We start from the raw sequence: 15,753 nt of genomic DNA on the forward strand, positions 1-15,753 counted from the left end.
CACTCTGCTAGGATTCTGTTCGTCTATGAATAATCTGGGTTAATAGAGCGGGAAAAAGTTGAAGTTGACAATGTTTGTACTCTCGTATATATTAATTGCGCATGGCTGAAAAAAGTATTTTAGGAATAGATATTAGAGTTTGTTCTGTTAAGGTTGTTGAACTTAAAAAGGGGAGCAGCGGATGGAAGGTTTTAAACTGGGGAATGGAAGAAATTCCATATGACCTTGCGGATAAACATCCTGACAAAGAGATAAATCAAGCTAAAGTTCTAAAACAAATTTTAGCCGCAAATTCTTTTTCTTCAAAAGAAGCTATTGTTGTTGTTGGTGGAAATGATGTTATCTCAAAGCCGGTTTCTATGCCGCGCCTCTCCCCTGAAGAGATGAACGAAGCCGTTAAATGGAAAATAAAAGATGATATTTCTTATCATGTGGAAGATGCTATCGTAGATTTTGTTGCTCTTGGGAAGATATCTCCTTCGGGAGAATCGGATTATTTAGTCTCTTCTGCTTCTCGTTTTACAATAGAGAATGTGTTGCAGGTGATAAAAGATGCAGGTCTTCAGATTAATTCCATTATTACAATGCCTTTTGCTTTAAAGGCGTTATGTTTAGAATATTTGTCTCCTGATTCTGTAATTCCAATTGTTTATTTTGGACGTTCATCCATAAATATAAGTTTTTTTAAAGGGGAACGACTGGTTCTTAACCGTGAAATACCTGTCGGAGGAGGAGATATTACAAAAGCCATGACAGCTGGTTTGGCTTTTTCAGAAGGACGCCTGGAGCTTAGTTTTGAAGAAGCGGAAAAAATAAAAAGAGAACATGGCATCCCTCTAGATTTGGAGACATACCCTAAGTTGGATAAAATTCCTGTAGCTCAATTACAGGCGGTAGTCCGTCCTGCATTGGAAAAAATAGAAGATGAATTTTTAAGGACTATAGAATATTTCAAAAGCCAAGAAGGAGAAATCTTAATTCAGAAAATTTTAATTATGGGTGGGGGGAGTAAGACTCCTAATGTCTTGGAGTTTCTTTCACAGCGTCTTGGTATTCCATTTGAAAGGATTGAGAATTTATCGGGGCTTGAACTTGCTCCGGGCTTAACAGATAAAGAATCTTTTAAGTTCGCGTTGCCTCAACTTACGGCTGCCATCGGAGCTGCCATGGTTTTTAGCAGTAGAACTGTCAATCTTTTGCCTTTGGAGATTAAGGACAGAAAGAAAATATTACTGAAAAAATATTTCAAACCAGTTCCTATTGTTTCAATCATTGTTATTGTTCTTTCTTTAATTTATGGACTTGTTTATTATCTCGCATATGATGCAAAGAGAGCCTTAGAGAGTGTTGATCTTAAAATCGCGGAACTAAAGCCTCGTGTTGCGCGTTTGGAAGAGGTGGAAAAAGTAATGAGAGAGGAACAGGGGCGGCGGGGGATTTTTAAAACGATTGAGTTTTCAAGAATAGAGATACCAAGAGTATTGGAAGAAATTAGTTATAATATCCCACCTTCCATAATGATGGAATCTATTTCGTTTATTGAGGCTAAAAAAGAGATAAGACTTAGCGGAATATCTTTTGATAAAGGAGCATCTTCTGAAAACGTGTTGTCAAATTTTGTTTTATCCCTTTCAAATTCTCCGTCTTTTAAAAAGGTTGAGCTTGTAAATGCTGTTAAAAATGCTGATTTTATTTATGAAGCTTTAAATTTTGAAATTAGTGGCGTTGTAGGTAAAAGAGAATGAAAGTAAATTTTGCAGAGAGAGAAAAATGGTTGTTTTTTTTAGTAGTCTTAGTTGCCATCTTTTATGTTTTTTTTCAATTTATTTTCTTTCCTAAGCTTGAAAGTTTTTTTTCATTGGCACAAAAACTTAATTTAGATAAGCAGCAATTAACTATTTATGAGGAGAAGTCAAAGGCTTTGAAGCAACTAGAGCTGGCGCCTCTTGAGCAGTTAAGGGCGGCCAAAACAAAAGAAAAACAAACTATTGAGGCCTTACAATATATTTCACATTCTATGTCAAAGCTTAACATTGATTTGGTTTCCATAAGGCCTAGAACTCAAGAAGTCCCCGTCGATTTTGCAAAAGCGATTTTTTTTGATATTCATTTTATTGGCTCTTACAAGAACATATATTCTTTCATGGAAGAAATAAGCGATTTGCCGATTCTAATACTTGTTGATTCGATGATAATGAAAAAATCGGAAAATGCTGATGTTGAGGTATCGATGGTTTTGTCTGTATATTATTAATGGGGTACCATAAAAAAATGACAAAAAGTTCTAAATATATTTTGATTATAGGTTTGGTTTTTATCGTTATAACTTATGTTTTGTTTTATACTCCTTTGGGAAGTATTTTATTTGGCACAAATGGGGGTTACAATCAAGTTGATGTTCCCTCTGTTTCTTTCTTGCCCGCTGACGGTCAATCTGCATCAATTTTGAGCAATTCAAAAGAGACTGCGAAGATTAAGAAAATATATTACAAAGCTTATATATCAAGGGATCCTTTTAGTGTAAGTTTTAATTATGAGAAAATTATATCTTCTTCTACTGAATCAGATGCTAAAGAAAAAGAAGAACCTAAAATTTTAGTTTTACAGGGCATTTTTAATATGCCTTCGGGGGAAAAAGTCGCGCTTATAGATGATAAGGTTGTTTCTGTAAACCAAAGAGTTTCAGGTTGGACAGTCGTTAAAATATATTCGGATAAGGTTTTAGTAAAAAAAGGTGGACTTAGAAAGACTTTGCGGTTAAAATTGGGGGTTGAATAATGAATAAAAAAATCTATTTAAGAATAAAAGATTTTATTGCGGCAAAATCTATTCGGTATGTTCTGATAAACAGCATCTTGTTATTTCTGTTTTTTTCTTCTGCCGGGTTTTCTCAGTCAGAGGACACGCTTGGAGATGTTTCAATTAAAGGCGGGCTTTTAAGCTTTAAATTAAAAGATGCTGATATAAAATCTATTCTCCAAATTTTTGCGAGACAACTTCATAAAAACATTGTGGCAGGAGATGGCGTTAAAGGGACTGTCTCTTTATCTTTTTCTGATGTTAAGCCTCTTGAAGGATTTGAGGCTGTTCTTAGGGCAAAAGGTTTGGATTGGTTTGAGGAAGGCGATACTATTGTAGTTTCAAATAAAAAGACGGTAAAAACGTTTCTTTTGCAATATGCTAATGCCGTGGAAGTTAAAACTGCTTTGGAGCTTTTAATGGTGGAAGGCGATCAGGTTTCTGTAAACGATTCATATAATGCCTTAATAGTTAAAACCCCATCAGATAATATGAGCAGAATTGAACGTGCAATCAGAAATATGGATATTCCGCCGATCCAGGTTATGGTGCAGGTAAATATTATAGAAATAAAAACCGGAGATGTCGGGAATCTTGGTTTAAATGCCAAGTATTCTTCGCAAAACAATCCTAATAATAAATTGCAGACAAAAGGTTTTGCAGAAAAAGGGGATACGGGGAGTTTAGGTTTTTATGCTCAGGTCATTTCCGGAAATGTAGAATCTTATTTATCAACGGTTTTAACTGAGACCAACTATGATCTTGTTGCTTCTCCCAGGATTGCTACAATTAACCATAAGCCAGCATCTATACTTATTGGCTCGAAATTAGGATATAAGACGACGACAGTTACAACGACAGGGACTGTGCAGGAAATTCATTTTTTAGAAGTCGGAACAAAATTGATTATAACTCCGCATGTTAGCGATGATGAATATATACGCATGAAAATAGCTCCAAAGGTTAGTGAGGGATATGTTACAGATGATTTACCTACAGAGAATACAACAGAGACAGAAAATGAAGTTATGGTTAAAAGCGGGCAGACGATCGTTATTGGTGGACTGACTAAAAATAAAGAGACAAGAACAGAAGTAGGGATCCCTTTATTGATGAATATTCCTTTAATAGGAAATCTCTTTAAAAAGACAAATATTGATAATGAAAAGAGGGAGTTGTTAGTTACAATTACTCCTAAAATAATGACTCCTGAATATTTGGAAAAAATGCAAAATGATATCACGACTATAAATGATCATGCTAAAAAGGGTTCTTCTTTTCTTTTGCACTAGATTTATCACTGTAATATAAAAAAACTTTGGTATGGATCTCCGCTTTCGCGGGGATGACAAATTGCAAAAACTGTCATTTCGTGACAGTCCCATGATGTGATTAATCCTCGTTTTTATGGGGTCTTGTCATAAGAGATAAAAGCGCTTCATCAATTCTTTTATTATTAAAGAGAATTTCATTTATTTCGTAAGTTATCGGCATTTCCACTTTGTATTTTTGTGCTAATTTTATCGCTGCTTTGGTTGTTTCAACTCCCTCTGCTACCTGTTTTAAAGATGATAAAATTGAGGAGAGTTTTTCTCCTTTTGCAAGTTTTACGCCGACGCTATGATTTCGCGAAAGCCCGCTTTGACAAGTTGCGATAAGATCTCCTAATCCGGATAACCCTGAGAATGTTTCTCTTTTGGCTCCAAGAGCTATTCCTAATTTTGTTATTTCTGAGATGCCCCTAATAATTAGGGCAGCTTTGGCATTATCCCCCAATTGTTTTTCTTCTGAAGCCCCTGCGGCAATTGCTATGATGTTTTTTAATGCTCCTCCTATTTGCACCCCTAAAAGGTCATCGCTTGTATAAATTCTAAAAGTTTGACACTTTTTGAAGAGGGTTTGCAGCTCTTTAGATGTTTTTTCGTCTTTTGAAGCAATGACCGAAGTTGCGGGAAGTCCTTTTGCTATCTCTTTTGCCAGATTTGGGCCTGATAATGCAGCGACAGGTTTTTTTGTGAATTCTGAAATTATTTCCGATGGAAATTTAAGGGTTGAAACCTCTATCCCTTTTACAGCAGACATAATAATCTCACCATCAAAAGAGCCTATTGATTCTTTTACGGTTTTTCGCATAAATTGAGTCGGGGTGGAATATATGATAGTTTGTGATGATTTTGCAGCCATTTTTAAATCTTCTTCTGCTGATATGTTTTGATGTAACATGAAACCCGGTAAATATTTTTTGTTTTCTTTGAATTTTTTAATATTTTCTATTACCTCTGTTTCATATGACCATAGAGTTATTTCATGATCGTTTTGGGCTAAAAGGATTGCGAGCGTAGTCCCCCATGCGCCGGCTCCTATAATTGTTATCTTACTCATGCTTTTTCTCCGATTTTTCTTTCAGTTCCGTTTATTAATCTTTTTATATTTTCTTTATGTTTTATTATACTTAATATAAGTGCTAGCATGGACAAAAGAGTATAAGTCAATGGTTTTTGAAATAGAAACATAAGTACCACTACACAAAAAGCTCCCAAAATAGAGGCCATAGATACGTACCTTGTAATTAACATTACAAGGATAGCAAAAAGCATGGTAAAGATAAATATATCCGGAGCTATTACAAGTAAAATACCAAGGCCTATCGCGGAACCTTTCCCTCCCTTAAACCCCAAAAAGACAGGAAACATGTGTCCAAAGATAGCGCTTATTGCTACAAGCGTTATTTCTATAGGATCCATTGTATACTGGTATGCTATCAATAAAGCAAGAGAGCCTTTTAACAGATCGAGAATAAAAACAAGTATTCCTATCTTAAACCCAAGAGTTCTTGTTACATTGGTTGCGCCAATATTCCCGCTCCCTTTTTGTCTTATATCTATATTGTAGAGTTTAGAAATTGCGTAACCAAAAGGGATTGATCCCAACAGATAACCTATGAGCATTAACAAAAACGTTGGCATAAATGATATTATAGTTTAGATGAAATGTAGAGGCAAGGATATAAGTTGTGAGAAATTATCCATATGATTACTATAGGTTCGACAAAAATTAAAACCAATATATTTCTTGCTCCTCTTGCGGGATGTTCGGATCTTGCTTTTAGGCTTTTATCCCGTGAGTATGGAGCAAAATTTTGTTTTTTTGAAATGGTAGACGCGCATTCTTTAATATATGGAACCAAGCAGAGTTTTGATATTTTAAAAACTCATCCTAAGGATAAGCCTATTGCGGCTCAATTGCTTGGCAGTGATCCGGAAATAATGCTTAGGGCTGCTCTAAAACTTTTAGAATTTGTAAAGATTGATTTTCTTGATATTAATGCCGGATGTCCTGTTAATAAAGTGATTAAGAAGAATTGCGGATCTTATCTTGTAAAAGAGCCTGAGAATTTATTTAAGGTCATAAAAAAACTATCGCAAAATTTATCAGTTCCTGTAACAGTCAAACTAAGATCTGGTTTTCTTGAAAAGGATACTAAAAAACTGATATTAATTGCTAAAAGATGTGAAGATAGCGGCGCTGCTGCTTTGTTTATTCATGGAAGGACAAGATCTCAGCTGTATTCCGGAGAGATTGATTATGAGGCTATAGAAGCTGTTAAAAAAAATGTTGCCATCCCTGTTTTTGGTTCCGGAAATATCTTTAATTGTGAACTTGCAAAAAAAATGTTTGAGGAGACGGGATGTGATGGGATTTTGGTTGCGAGGGGGGCATTTGGCAATCCATGGATATTTAAAAATTTGGAGAATTATTTAAAAACTGGGAAAGAACCAAGAGAAATTACTCTTTCTGCCAAGAAAAAAGCATTAAAAAGACATCTGTATTATATTAATAAGTATAGAAAAGGCTATAAACCCCGATTATTTACGGTAGAACCAGAAATTCACCCCGATTTTCTAATCGGGGTTTATAATCGGGGTGAAAATAGCGTAGTCGGTTCTATGCGTAAAGTTGCTTTGTGGTACACCAAGTCTTTTGAAGGAGCCGCAAAATTAAGAGGTCAAATTAATAATGTACAAAGCCATGATGAACTTATAGATTTAATAGATGAGTTTATGAATTAACCCATATTTTGTTTTTTGCGCCGCAATAATGAATATGGAGAAATTTTTAGTTTTAAATCTGTTTTTAAAATTACATGATATGAATTATGAGCTTTATCTATTGTTTTATTGTTTTTTTTGTTTATTATTTTTAGTATTGTAAATTGAACTGTTTTTTCTTTGTTTGGGTCAATTACTTCAAGTAGATCTCCGTCCTTACAAAAATTTCGACATTTTACTTCCAGCGTATTGTTTTTTAAACTGTGTTTTTTTACTATCCCTACAAATGTATAGTTGGCAGTGTACGCGCTACTTTCTGTGTTTTCTTTATCTTTTTCATCAAGATAAAAACCCGTTGAGTATTTTCTGTGCGATATTTTTTCAAGTTCTTCTTTCCATGAAGGTTGGTATTTATAATTTTTAGGATCTGACATATAAGAGTCAATAGCTTCCCGATAAATTTTTGTAACTATTGCTACATAATATACCGACTTCATTCTTCCTTCAATTTTAAAAGAATTAATGCCTGATGCCATAAGATTTGGAATATATTCAATCATGCATAAATCTTTTGAATTCATAATATAGGTATTTTTTGTGTCTTGTTCAAGGACAAATTCCTCATCGGCTCTTGAAGGTTCTTTTATCGTATATTCCCATCTGCAGGGATGGGCACATTCTCCTCGGTTTGCGCTTCTCCCCGTTAGATATTTTGACAAAAGGCATCTTCCCGAATATGATATGCACATAGCCCCGTGTATAAACAATTCAATTTCTATGTCTGGCACATTCTTTTTAATATTTATGGCTTGTTTAAGAGTCAATTCTCTTCCCAAGACAATCCTTTTTATCCCCTGACTTTTCCAGAATTTAACGGCATAACTGTTTAATGTGTTAGCTTGTGTACTTAGATGAATTTTAGTTTTTTTGTCTATAGTTTTTATAATTGGGATTAAACCAGGATCAGAAATAATAATTGCGTCAATTTTAAGTTTGATTGCTTTTTTTAAGTACTCTTTCATTTTTATAAAGTCATCGTCAAAAGCAAAAATATTCATTGCAAGATATACTTTTACGTTATATTTATGTGCGAAGGCGATCCCTTCAGTTAATTCTCTAATATTAAAAGATGTTTGGGCGGCGCGAAGAGAGTAGGGCCCTGCTCCTACATAAATAGCATCCGCGCCAAATCGTGCTGCTGTTTTGAGTTTTTCTAAGTCACCGGCAGGTATTAATAGCTCTGGTGTTTTTAAGTTTTTTTTCTTCAAAGTGATCTTTTTAAGTATAGTATATTTTATTTCTTATGGCAAAAGTTTTATCTATTGGCAATGTTGTTTTTTTCGCTTGTATAATTAATAAAATTCTTGTAAGATACAAATTGAACTTTAAAAGAATTGAAATGTTTTTGCAATTTAAAGGGTACATTTAATTTCTTGATAAAGTTTAATTTTTTAAAGCCACACAAAAAAATATTATGGTATAACTACGTCTATTTTGCTTCTTGTTTTTTGTTTCTCAATATTATTAAAGGATGGTGTATGTGATGATCACAAGAATTACAGTTTTTATAATATTAATAGGGATGTTTTTTATGGTTGGCTGCGGAAATGTTGTTCATACGACGTCTACTTATTTTTCTCCAAAATTGATAAAAGACGGTAGAATTATTTCGGTGAAAAAAGTTACCGCATATAAAAAGACTATAGGCGGGCTTTATGAAGATTCGTCAAATCTTTTCGTTTCGGAAATAACTTTGTCAGGTTCAACGGAAACAGATCTTTTTGAGACTCCTGAATATATTGGGAATCTTGTTGTTTTTAATAACAAGATAGCTTATATTTCCAAGCCTGATAATGGGATAACCATATCCAATTTCTCGGGAGATAAAAGAAATTTTCCCGGAGTAAAAGACGTCCTCTATTTTGATATGGATGCGGAGAAAATCGTCTATAGTACGAAGTATGATTTAAAGGTAGTCTTTTTATAAGTTTTAAAGTAAGCTGAAATCCCTTGTTGTTTCTCTCGAAAAAGAATTAATAATTAAGTAGGGAGGATCCAATGAGTTCACCTGTAAGTTTTATTATGAGGGAGGGGTCGGGAGTAGTTCATCGTTTGAGAGCAAGCAATGCTACCGATGGCTATGGGTGGGGAGTCAACAATGTTAGGATGCTCAAAAAAGATCCTGTACATCTTGCAAAAATAATGGAAGAATTTCAAGATTTTTTTGGTTCTCCTGAGGGAATTGTGCCTCAAGGACATTATGGAATGGTTGTTGTAGATTTGCAAAAAGATGTAATCTTAGATGGATTAGAAGGGGGTGGTGGGGCTGTTGGAAGAGTATTATCATGGAGTTTATCTAGCGAAATGGCTTTTGATGAACGCGGAGGGATGTCTGTAGCTTTTTCAGGAAGTGGAGGCTTACAATCTTCAGGCTTGGGGCGTTCTGTTTTCAGCTTAGAGGATGATTCAAATGTTGCTGTCCGTTTTAGAGAGTTTTTGGAAGAAGGGAGAATTTCTCAAGTTGTATATCCGAAAAGTAACAAAGTTGTTTCTGGGTGTAATTTAAATCTTGATATGGTCATAAACTTATTAAAAGAAAAAGAAAGAGAGTTATTCTATTTTACTTTAAATATGAAGCCTTTTAATATAGAAACTTTTGATGTCGGCACAATTGCGGGGAGTCGTGCCTTAAAAAGCCGTATTGAATCGTTAGGTTTTGTCCTGACTAACAAAGAGAAAGGCTTATGGAGAAAGCATTTTGCTGATTTCAGGGAAGAATAATGAAATTTTGTAAATAAGCGCTTGAAATTGTTTTTCCATTATGATATCCTCTCTTTAAATTATAAACGATAGACTCCGATCAATAAAATCCGTGAAATATTTGTTGAAAGTGCGCGATAAAATAGAAGAGAAAGGAGTGATCGCGTATTATGAAGCCTTCAATAGTAAAATTAATAAGAAATTCGGATATTTCTTTATTCTATAATAGAAGGGGCCAGTCAATTTCACCTTTTCACAGGATGTTTTCTCCAGCGCTAAGATTAAAAGTTTGTGGTTATGATTATGTTTCAAAAAAGAGAGAGACATTGCCTGTTGCAAAAGAATTTCCATCAGAACTCTTTCTTCTTCAACCGGAACACTTGGTTTGGCTTATTAAGCAGATTCGTAGTGAAACACCTTTTTTCTTTTTGGGATATATTTTTCATCTGAAGAAAAACCATCTTGTAATTGATCCTATAGGTATGAGTAATCATAGGGAGATTGCGGATAAATTTTCTTTCTTCCAGCTGAATGGGAGAGATTCTTTAGATGAAAAGAGGCTTACAGGAGGAGGAATTGTTGTTCAAAATAGAGATGGTAGAATCTCATTTAAAGTAGGTGCGTGTTCCAGTACCTTTGACCAGCATCTTTCTCAAGATGTAAGATTTGAAAGAAGTTTAAAAGTTGCTGCTTATCTTAAAAAGCAATTAGAAGCTGTTGGGGAGAGATGCTCCAAGCCAGCAATAGATATGGAAGATCTAACCGCGCAATTTTTTTTTCGGGGTTAACCTCCTCTTTACCCCATAGAGAATTACTAGTATAATTATTTTATGAAACTCGGAATTAATATTGATCATATTGCTACTTTAAGACAAGCGCGTCTTGAGAAATTTCCTGATCCTGTAGAAGCAGCTATTTGGGCGTTGAAGGGCGGCGCCGATGGAATTGTATGTCATTTGAGAGAAGACAGGCGTCATATTCAGGATGAAGATGTCGCAAGACTAAGAAAAATTCCAGAAGCTCGTTTAGATCTTGAGATGGCGGCTATCCCTGAAATGATTGGAATCGCCCTAAAACTCAAACCTGATTATGTAACATTGGTTCCTGAAAAGAGGCGAGAGATAACAACTGAAGGGGGACTTGATGTTGTAAAAAACAAAAAAAAACTCAAGCCTGTAATTGGAAAACTTCAGGAAAAAGGGATTGATGTAAGTCTGTTTATTGACCCTGAACCTGAACAGATCGAAGAATCTGCTGTTCTTGGGGCAAAGTTTGTCGAAATTCATACAGGGGCTTATGCGAATGCTAAAACCGTCAGACAGAAAGCTTTTCAATTATTAAAAATTCAAAAAATGATAGAAAAGGCTGTTTGGATAGGGCTTCGTGTCAACGCGGGACATGGGCTTAATTATCAGAATGTAGGAGATATAGTTAAAATCGGCAATATTGAAGAATTGAATATCGGTTTTAGTGTGATTTCTCGCGCGGTTTTTGTTGGAATAAAACAGGCTGTGGAGGAAATGAAGGAGAAGATTAAATGAAAATAGCCGTTGGTTCCGATCATGCCGGCTTTGAATTAAAAGAAAAGATAAAAAATCATCTTCTGGAAAGAGGATTTAAAGTAAAAGACTTTGGTACAAATTCAAAAGAATCTTGTGATTATCCTGATTTTGCTTATCTTGTAGCTTCTGCTGTTGCCAAAGGAGCCTTTGAAAGAGGAATCCTTTTGTGCGGGTCAGGTGTCGGGGTTTCTATTACTGCCAATAAAGTTAAAGGAATTCGTGCTGTAAATGCCTATTCTGAAGAGATAGCTAAACAGAGTCGTGAACACGGGGATTGTAATATTTTAACTTTGGCTGGGAGGGATAAATATCTTGATCCAAAAATGGCCCTAAAAATAGTTGATGTTTGGCTTGATACTTTGTTTTCTGGAGAAGAGAGACATCAAAAAAGGATCAGGAAAATTGAAAAAGAATAAGAGGGTTACAAAAGCTTTTATAATGGCGGCAGGTTATGGGACCCGTTTGGAACCGATGACTTTTGCCGTGCCAAAACCTATGGTTCCAATTGTCAACAAGCCGACAATGCTTCACAATATCGAACTTTTACGTCGTAATGGGATAAGACAGATTACGGCAAATATTCATTATCATCCAGAACAAATAGTAAATTATTTTGCGGACGGGGATGATTTTGGAGTTGATTTGACTTATTCTTTTGAAGAGGAGCTTATGGGAACGGCGGGAGGAGTTTGGCGGATGGGTCGGGTTGTAAATAAAATTAATGAGACGTTTTTGGTCCTCTCTTCAGACGCTTTGACAGATGTCAATTTGCAGAGGCTGATTGATTTTCATAAAAAGAAGAAAGCCCTTGCGACGGTTGCTCTGTCTCCAGTTAAAAGTGTTGAGCATTTTGGAGTTGTAAAGATAGATGACGATAATAGATTGCTTAAGTTTCAGGAAAAACCTAAGAAGGAAGAAGCTATCAGCAACTTGGTAAATACAGGCATTTATGTTTTTGAGCCGGAGATTCTTGATATGATTCCGCAAAATAAATTATATGATTTTGGCAAAGATTTATTTCCACGTTTGATGGAAGAGAATATTCCTGTATACGGATATCATATGATTGAATACTGGTCGGATGTCGGCACGTTAGATGCTTACAGAGAAGCTAATTATGACGCAATGCATGGCACGGTTAGAATAAATATTCCTGGCAAAAAAGTTTCTGCTTGTGTATGGATAGGAAAGAATTGCAGGATTGACGAATCTGTGAAGTTTGAAGGGTGTGTAATCGTGGGCGATCGATGCGAAATAAGGGCCGGAGCATTTGTTAAAGACTCAATTATAGGTAAAATGGGAGTTGTAGGAGTAGATACAAAAATATCAGACAGCATTATTTGGTCTGATACTTTTATATCAAAAAATAGCGATATTAAAGAGAGTGTGGTTGGGAACTGGTGCTTTATAAGTGAAGGGGTCAAAATCAACCCAAAATGTATAATTAGTAATAGGTGTAAGATTCATAAAGAGACAAAAGTTGCTGAAAGGACAATGCTTAAACCAAATGAAATATTATAAAAAACTGAGATTAACCCCGATTATCTATATCGGGGTGAATAATCGGGGTTAAAATTATGTTAATACAATTACTAAAATCTAAATTGCATATGGCGACGATAACTTCAACAAAACTTGAGTACGAAGGGAGCATTGCAGTTTCTCCTGATTTAATAGCGGCTGCAGGTTTTTATATCGGAGAAAAGGTTGCTGTTTTTAATTTTGATAATGGGAACCGTTTTGAAACTTATATTATAAAAGGAGAAAAGGGCGAAATTGGGTTTCGCGGCCCAGCGGCTCGATTGGGAAAAATAGGGGAGAGAGTTGTTATCCTGTCTTATGGAATATTTTCCGAGGAAGAGGCCAAGAGACATAGTCCGAAAGTTGTGTTGTTAACTAAAGATAATTCTATAAAGATAGAAGAATCTCAGCTTTAACCCGATCAGGATAATTGGGGTTAGTATCTGGTTTTCTGTGTTGATTTTGTTGCGTAATGCTTGTTTTTATTTACTTATGTACAAAATAATTTTAACATTTATAATAATGGGTTTTCTTCAATTGCAGGGAATTGCGAGTGTGCAAGTTATAGCTCATGCTCAAATTCCACAAGGCCAGACATTTATAGCTTTTTTAAGCCAATCTAAAGAAGTTGAAAGTGCGATAGCTTTGTTTAGAGATAAAACCTATCCTTTTTTTCTCTGTGATGAGGGTTTTCGCGCTCATATTCCTACTATGCCGGAAGAAAAGACCGGAGAATTTATTCTTACAGCTGAAGTTGTTATGAAAGACAAAAGAGCCTTTTTTTGTGAAACTCCGGTTAATATTATTCCTCTTGATTATAAAAGAATTGATTTTTCTCTGCCACCTGCTAAAAAGAGTCTTACAAAAGGGTCTATAATGGTTGACGAGTGGGCAATCATTGAAGAAGTTCTTTTAAAAGAATCTCCGTTAAAGTTATGGGAAGGAAAATTTTTAAAACCGGTTCCCGGCATAACTACAATGGCGTTTGGAGTTAGAGAATATATAAATAATAAATATAGAAATCGTCATCGGGGTTGGGATTTAAGATCGCCAATAGGGACTAAAGTAAAAGTTCCCAATAATGGCAAGGTTGTATTGACTGATAAATTTAAAGCTTTTGGAGGAACGGTGGTAGTGGATCATGGCCAAGGAGTTTTCTCTTTATTTTTCCACTTATCGAAAATTTTTGTTAAAGCGGGGAATTATTTAAATAAGGGTGATATTTTGGGATTAACAGGAAATACTGGGATATCTTCTGGTCCTCATTTGCATTGGGGACTTTCTGTTCATAATGTCAGAGTTGAGCCCAAGTCTTGGGTTTTAACTGTTATGCCATAGTTTGAATGAAGAATGACTTAATGAGACACGACTAATGAAGAAAAGATTGATCTTATCTTAAGAGTATAAAAAAGATTACACCCCGATTATTCATGGACGAACAGAATTCTAGCAGAGGGTTGGAACTTTTCCCAGGTATGAACCCCGATTTCCTAATCGGGGTTCATAGCTTACTTTGGTGAATAATTCTTAAAAATCATCTGAAATTTTTAAAATTTTGTTTTGATAATCATTTTAAGATGCTGTATTGAAAAATAAAAGAGGAGGAGATTTTGTATGGTTATGATTAGTTCTGTTGAAAGACAATCTTATACAGGAGTTGAAAGGAGAGCGGGGCGTCTTATTAGTGAAGGTTTTATGCGAAAAGAGCGGGTGGCTTTAAAGTCTGAGATGTTAACTGAGAGAGACGTCGCATTAGCTTTATTATCACCCGACCTTCATAATGATGTGGAGTTAGTAACTGCCCTTGAAAATAACCTTTTATTGTTGGGGATAGATGTTCAAACTAAGGTTGTTAATCCTAAGTTGTTTTTGTCCGGGATAAAAAAGGAAAACCTCTTGCAACTTCTCCAGTTGAAAATACGAAATGTTGATGCTACCGCCTATCATGAAGCAAATCTCTGGATGGAAAAAATAGAGACAAATAGGAAAGCTGGAGAATCAACACATTCTTTTGCGCGGGGGTTTGTGGATACAAATAATTTATCATTGCATGAAGCTGTTTCATTTCCAAATGATTGGGGTTTTTTTGATGAGTATAATAGCGTCGATACTTTTGTAGCAAAGAGGCTGCTTGCAAGGGTGTGTAATTCGGAAGGTATTTTTATTAAGATATAGTTAGTATATCAAAATATGCGAGCAATCTATCCAAAAACTTTTCTCTTTTAAACGGATAAGAAAGTATTAATATGGGGATAAAGAATAAAACCCCTATAAATAGAAAAAGACGATATAAAAGGTATGCTGCTATGCCGTGGTGCTTTTTGCAGAAATAGAGCCCGCCGTAAAATCCCTCAACAAACAATCTCCTGTTAAAAGTTCTTTTACTGCTGTAACCTCCGTAATGTATTATTTCTGCGTTGGGAACATAGTAAATCTTATAGCCCCCTTTTTTGATTCTCAAGCAATAATCAAGGTCATCATTATAGAAAAAGAGCTTTTCATCTAAATAGCCGATTTTCTCCATTACTTCCCGCCGCAGAAGCAAGCAAGCTCCAATAGCAAATGAAATTTCCGTTGGCTCTTTTGATCGCCAGAATTTCCTTTGAAATAATCCGCCTTGATGTTGATATGTTCCGTCTATATTTAAGAGTTTTGGCGTGCAGCAGCCGATCTCATTGGGAGACTTTTCCATAAATTCGATCATTTTGTCAAAAGCGTCTTCTTTTACGATTGTATCGTCATTTAGTAAACATACATATCTACCTGTTGAGATTTTAAGCCCATTATTAGTTGCTTTTATAAACCCGAGATTCTCTCTGTTTTCAATTAGAGAGACTTGCGGAAAATTGGATTTTATCATCTCTTGCGAACCGTCCGTTGATCCGTTATCGGAAACTATTACTTCAAGCGATCTCTTATGGGTGTTTTGAAAAATAGATGCCAGACATTCTCCGAGAATTTTTTTGTTGTTGGTGTTTACTATTATTATTGATAAATCTTTCATTTAATATTAAAATTATAACACAATAGAAGATGTAGGAAGCAACTTCTACAAATGGGGG

At 35.2% G+C, this 15,753-nt stretch carries 18 protein-coding genes; 14 read left to right on the forward strand and 4 right to left on the reverse strand.

All coding sequences use genetic code 11. From position 1 onward, the window contains the following. Positions 1-101: 101 nt before the first annotated feature. From A2290_05785 to A2290_05800, 4 genes are read left to right on the forward strand one after another with little or no spacing between them, the layout of a single operon-like run. Positions 102-1,745, forward strand: coding sequence for a hypothetical protein (locus A2290_05785; GenBank protein ID OGC15829.1), 1,644 nt, complete (start codon positions 102-104; stop codon positions 1,743-1,745). Beyond that, positions 1,742-2,254, forward strand: a complete 513-nt coding sequence (locus A2290_05790) for a hypothetical protein (GenBank protein ID OGC15830.1) — start codon at positions 1,742-1,744, stop codon at positions 2,252-2,254. Before A2290_05785 ends, A2290_05790 begins: the two co-directional genes overlap by 4 nt. Next, positions 2,254-2,778 carry a hypothetical protein gene (locus A2290_05795; protein ID OGC15831.1) on the forward strand — a complete coding sequence of 175 codons (525 nt, stop codon included), beginning with the start codon at positions 2,254-2,256 and terminating at the stop codon, positions 2,776-2,778. The genes A2290_05790 and A2290_05795 overlap by 1 nt, the downstream gene beginning before the upstream one ends. After that, on the forward strand, positions 2,778-4,091 hold the full coding sequence (locus tag A2290_05800) for a hypothetical protein (GenBank protein ID OGC15832.1): 1,314 nt from the start codon (positions 2,778-2,780) through the stop codon (positions 4,089-4,091). The genes A2290_05795 and A2290_05800 overlap by 1 nt, the downstream gene beginning before the upstream one ends. A gap of 100 nt (positions 4,092-4,191) precedes the next feature. Here A2290_05800 and A2290_05805 read toward each other — a convergent pair whose 3' ends face one another. Beyond that, positions 4,192-5,181: a glycerol-3-phosphate dehydrogenase gene (locus A2290_05805; protein ID OGC15833.1), complete on the reverse strand. Its 990-nt coding sequence runs from the start codon at positions 5,179-5,181 to the stop codon at positions 4,192-4,194. Further along, positions 5,178-5,765, reverse strand: a complete 588-nt coding sequence (locus A2290_05810; GenBank protein ID OGC15834.1) for an acyl-phosphate glycerol 3-phosphate acyltransferase — start codon at positions 5,763-5,765, stop codon at positions 5,178-5,180. Before A2290_05810 ends, A2290_05805 begins: the two co-directional genes overlap by 4 nt. Before the next feature lie 63 nt (positions 5,766-5,828). Here A2290_05810 and A2290_05815 point away from each other — a divergent pair, with 63 nt between their 5' ends. Beyond that, entirely contained in the window at positions 5,829-6,869 is a 1,041-nt protein-coding gene (locus A2290_05815; protein OGC15835.1) for a tRNA dihydrouridine synthase DusB, read from the forward strand. Here the strand turns inward: A2290_05815 and A2290_05820 are convergent. Next, positions 6,866-8,116: a hypothetical protein gene (locus A2290_05820; protein ID OGC15836.1), complete on the reverse strand. Its 1,251-nt coding sequence runs from the start codon at positions 8,114-8,116 to the stop codon at positions 6,866-6,868. The two genes, A2290_05815 and A2290_05820, sit on opposite strands and share 4 nt — an antisense overlap. Before the next feature lie 275 nt (positions 8,117-8,391). On the opposite strand from A2290_05820, the gene A2290_05825 reads away from it, so the two are divergent. The 9 genes from A2290_05825 (at position 8,392) to A2290_05865 (ending at position 14,866) form a co-directional block, all read left to right on the forward strand. Then, a complete protein-coding gene (locus tag A2290_05825; protein OGC15837.1) occupies positions 8,392-8,835 on the forward strand; it encodes a hypothetical protein in 444 nt (147 codons plus the stop codon). Between the two features lie 95 nt (positions 8,836-8,930). Continuing rightward, positions 8,931-9,629 carry a hypothetical protein gene (locus A2290_05830; GenBank protein OGC15838.1) on the forward strand — a complete coding sequence of 233 codons (699 nt, stop codon included), beginning with the start codon at positions 8,931-8,933 and terminating at the stop codon, positions 9,627-9,629. Between the two features lie 149 nt (positions 9,630-9,778). Further along, positions 9,779-10,396, forward strand: a complete 618-nt coding sequence (locus A2290_05835) for a hypothetical protein (protein ID OGC15839.1) — start codon at positions 9,779-9,781, stop codon at positions 10,394-10,396. A 42-nt stretch (positions 10,397-10,438) separates the two neighbouring features. Further along, a complete protein-coding gene (locus A2290_05840) occupies positions 10,439-11,149 on the forward strand; it encodes a pyridoxine 5'-phosphate synthase (GenBank protein ID OGC15840.1) in 711 nt (236 codons plus the stop codon). After that, positions 11,146-11,586 (forward strand): ribose 5-phosphate isomerase B, encoded by a 441-nt coding sequence (locus A2290_05845; GenBank protein ID OGC15841.1) that lies wholly within the window; start codon positions 11,146-11,148, stop codon positions 11,584-11,586. Before A2290_05840 ends, A2290_05845 begins: the two co-directional genes overlap by 4 nt. Positions 11,587-11,608: 22 nt before the next feature. Next, complete coding sequence (locus A2290_05850; protein OGC15873.1) at positions 11,609-12,691, forward strand: hypothetical protein; 1,083 nt, start codon at positions 11,609-11,611, stop codon at positions 12,689-12,691. Between the two features lie 56 nt (positions 12,692-12,747). After that, positions 12,748-13,107, forward strand: coding sequence for an aspartate 1-decarboxylase (locus tag A2290_05855; GenBank protein OGC15842.1), 360 nt, complete (start codon positions 12,748-12,750; stop codon positions 13,105-13,107). A gap of 37 nt (positions 13,108-13,144) precedes the next feature. Continuing rightward, positions 13,145-14,029, forward strand: coding sequence for a hypothetical protein (locus A2290_05860; protein ID OGC15843.1), 885 nt, complete (start codon positions 13,145-13,147; stop codon positions 14,027-14,029). A 276-nt stretch (positions 14,030-14,305) separates the two neighbouring features. Continuing rightward, positions 14,306-14,866, forward strand: a complete 561-nt coding sequence (locus tag A2290_05865) for a hypothetical protein (protein ID OGC15844.1) — start codon at positions 14,306-14,308, stop codon at positions 14,864-14,866. Here the strand turns inward: A2290_05865 and A2290_05870 are convergent. Further along, a complete protein-coding gene (locus A2290_05870) occupies positions 14,856-15,695 on the reverse strand; it encodes a hypothetical protein (protein ID OGC15845.1) in 840 nt (279 codons plus the stop codon). The genes A2290_05865 and A2290_05870 overlap by 11 nt on opposite strands. Between the last annotated feature and the right edge of the window lie 58 nt (positions 15,696-15,753).

Source organism: candidate division WOR-1 bacterium RIFOXYB2_FULL_36_35, from assembly GCA_001771505.1.
In the GTDB taxonomy this organism is placed as follows: domain Bacteria; phylum Margulisbacteria; class WOR-1; order XYC2-FULL-46-14; family XYC2-FULL-37-10; genus XYB2-FULL-36-35.

Excerpts from the sequence above, each read along its gene's own strand:
- A2290_05785 (OGC15829.1), top strand. The coding sequence starts at position 102 with ATGGCTGAAAAAAGTATTTTAGGAATAGATATTAGAGTTTGTTCTGTT.
- A2290_05790 (OGC15830.1), top strand. The coding sequence starts at position 1,742 with ATGAAAGTAAATTTTGCAGAGAGAGAAAAATGGTTGTTTTTTTTAGTA.
- A2290_05795 (OGC15831.1), top strand. The coding sequence starts at position 2,254 with ATGGGGTACCATAAAAAAATGACAAAAAGTTCTAAATATATTTTGATT.
- A2290_05800 (OGC15832.1), top strand. The coding sequence starts at position 2,778 with ATGAATAAAAAAATCTATTTAAGAATAAAAGATTTTATTGCGGCAAAA.
- A2290_05805 (OGC15833.1), bottom strand. The coding sequence starts at position 5,181 with ATGAGTAAGATAACAATTATAGGAGCCGGCGCATGGGGGACTACGCTC.
- A2290_05810 (OGC15834.1), bottom strand. The coding sequence starts at position 5,765 with ATGCCAACGTTTTTGTTAATGCTCATAGGTTATCTGTTGGGATCAATC.
- A2290_05815 (OGC15835.1), top strand. The coding sequence starts at position 5,829 with ATGATTACTATAGGTTCGACAAAAATTAAAACCAATATATTTCTTGCT.
- A2290_05825 (OGC15837.1), top strand. The coding sequence starts at position 8,392 with ATGATCACAAGAATTACAGTTTTTATAATATTAATAGGGATGTTTTTT.
- A2290_05830 (OGC15838.1), top strand. The coding sequence starts at position 8,931 with ATGAGGGAGGGGTCGGGAGTAGTTCATCGTTTGAGAGCAAGCAATGCT.
- A2290_05835 (OGC15839.1), top strand. The coding sequence starts at position 9,779 with ATGAAGCCTTCAATAGTAAAATTAATAAGAAATTCGGATATTTCTTTA.
- A2290_05840 (OGC15840.1), top strand. The coding sequence starts at position 10,439 with ATGAAACTCGGAATTAATATTGATCATATTGCTACTTTAAGACAAGCG.
- A2290_05845 (OGC15841.1), top strand. The coding sequence starts at position 11,146 with ATGAAAATAGCCGTTGGTTCCGATCATGCCGGCTTTGAATTAAAAGAA.
- A2290_05850 (OGC15873.1), top strand. The coding sequence starts at position 11,609 with ATGGCGGCAGGTTATGGGACCCGTTTGGAACCGATGACTTTTGCCGTG.
- A2290_05855 (OGC15842.1), top strand. The coding sequence starts at position 12,748 with ATGTTAATACAATTACTAAAATCTAAATTGCATATGGCGACGATAACT.
- A2290_05865 (OGC15844.1), top strand. The coding sequence starts at position 14,306 with ATGGTTATGATTAGTTCTGTTGAAAGACAATCTTATACAGGAGTTGAA.
- A2290_05870 (OGC15845.1), bottom strand. The coding sequence starts at position 15,695 with ATGAAAGATTTATCAATAATAATAGTAAACACCAACAACAAAAAAATT.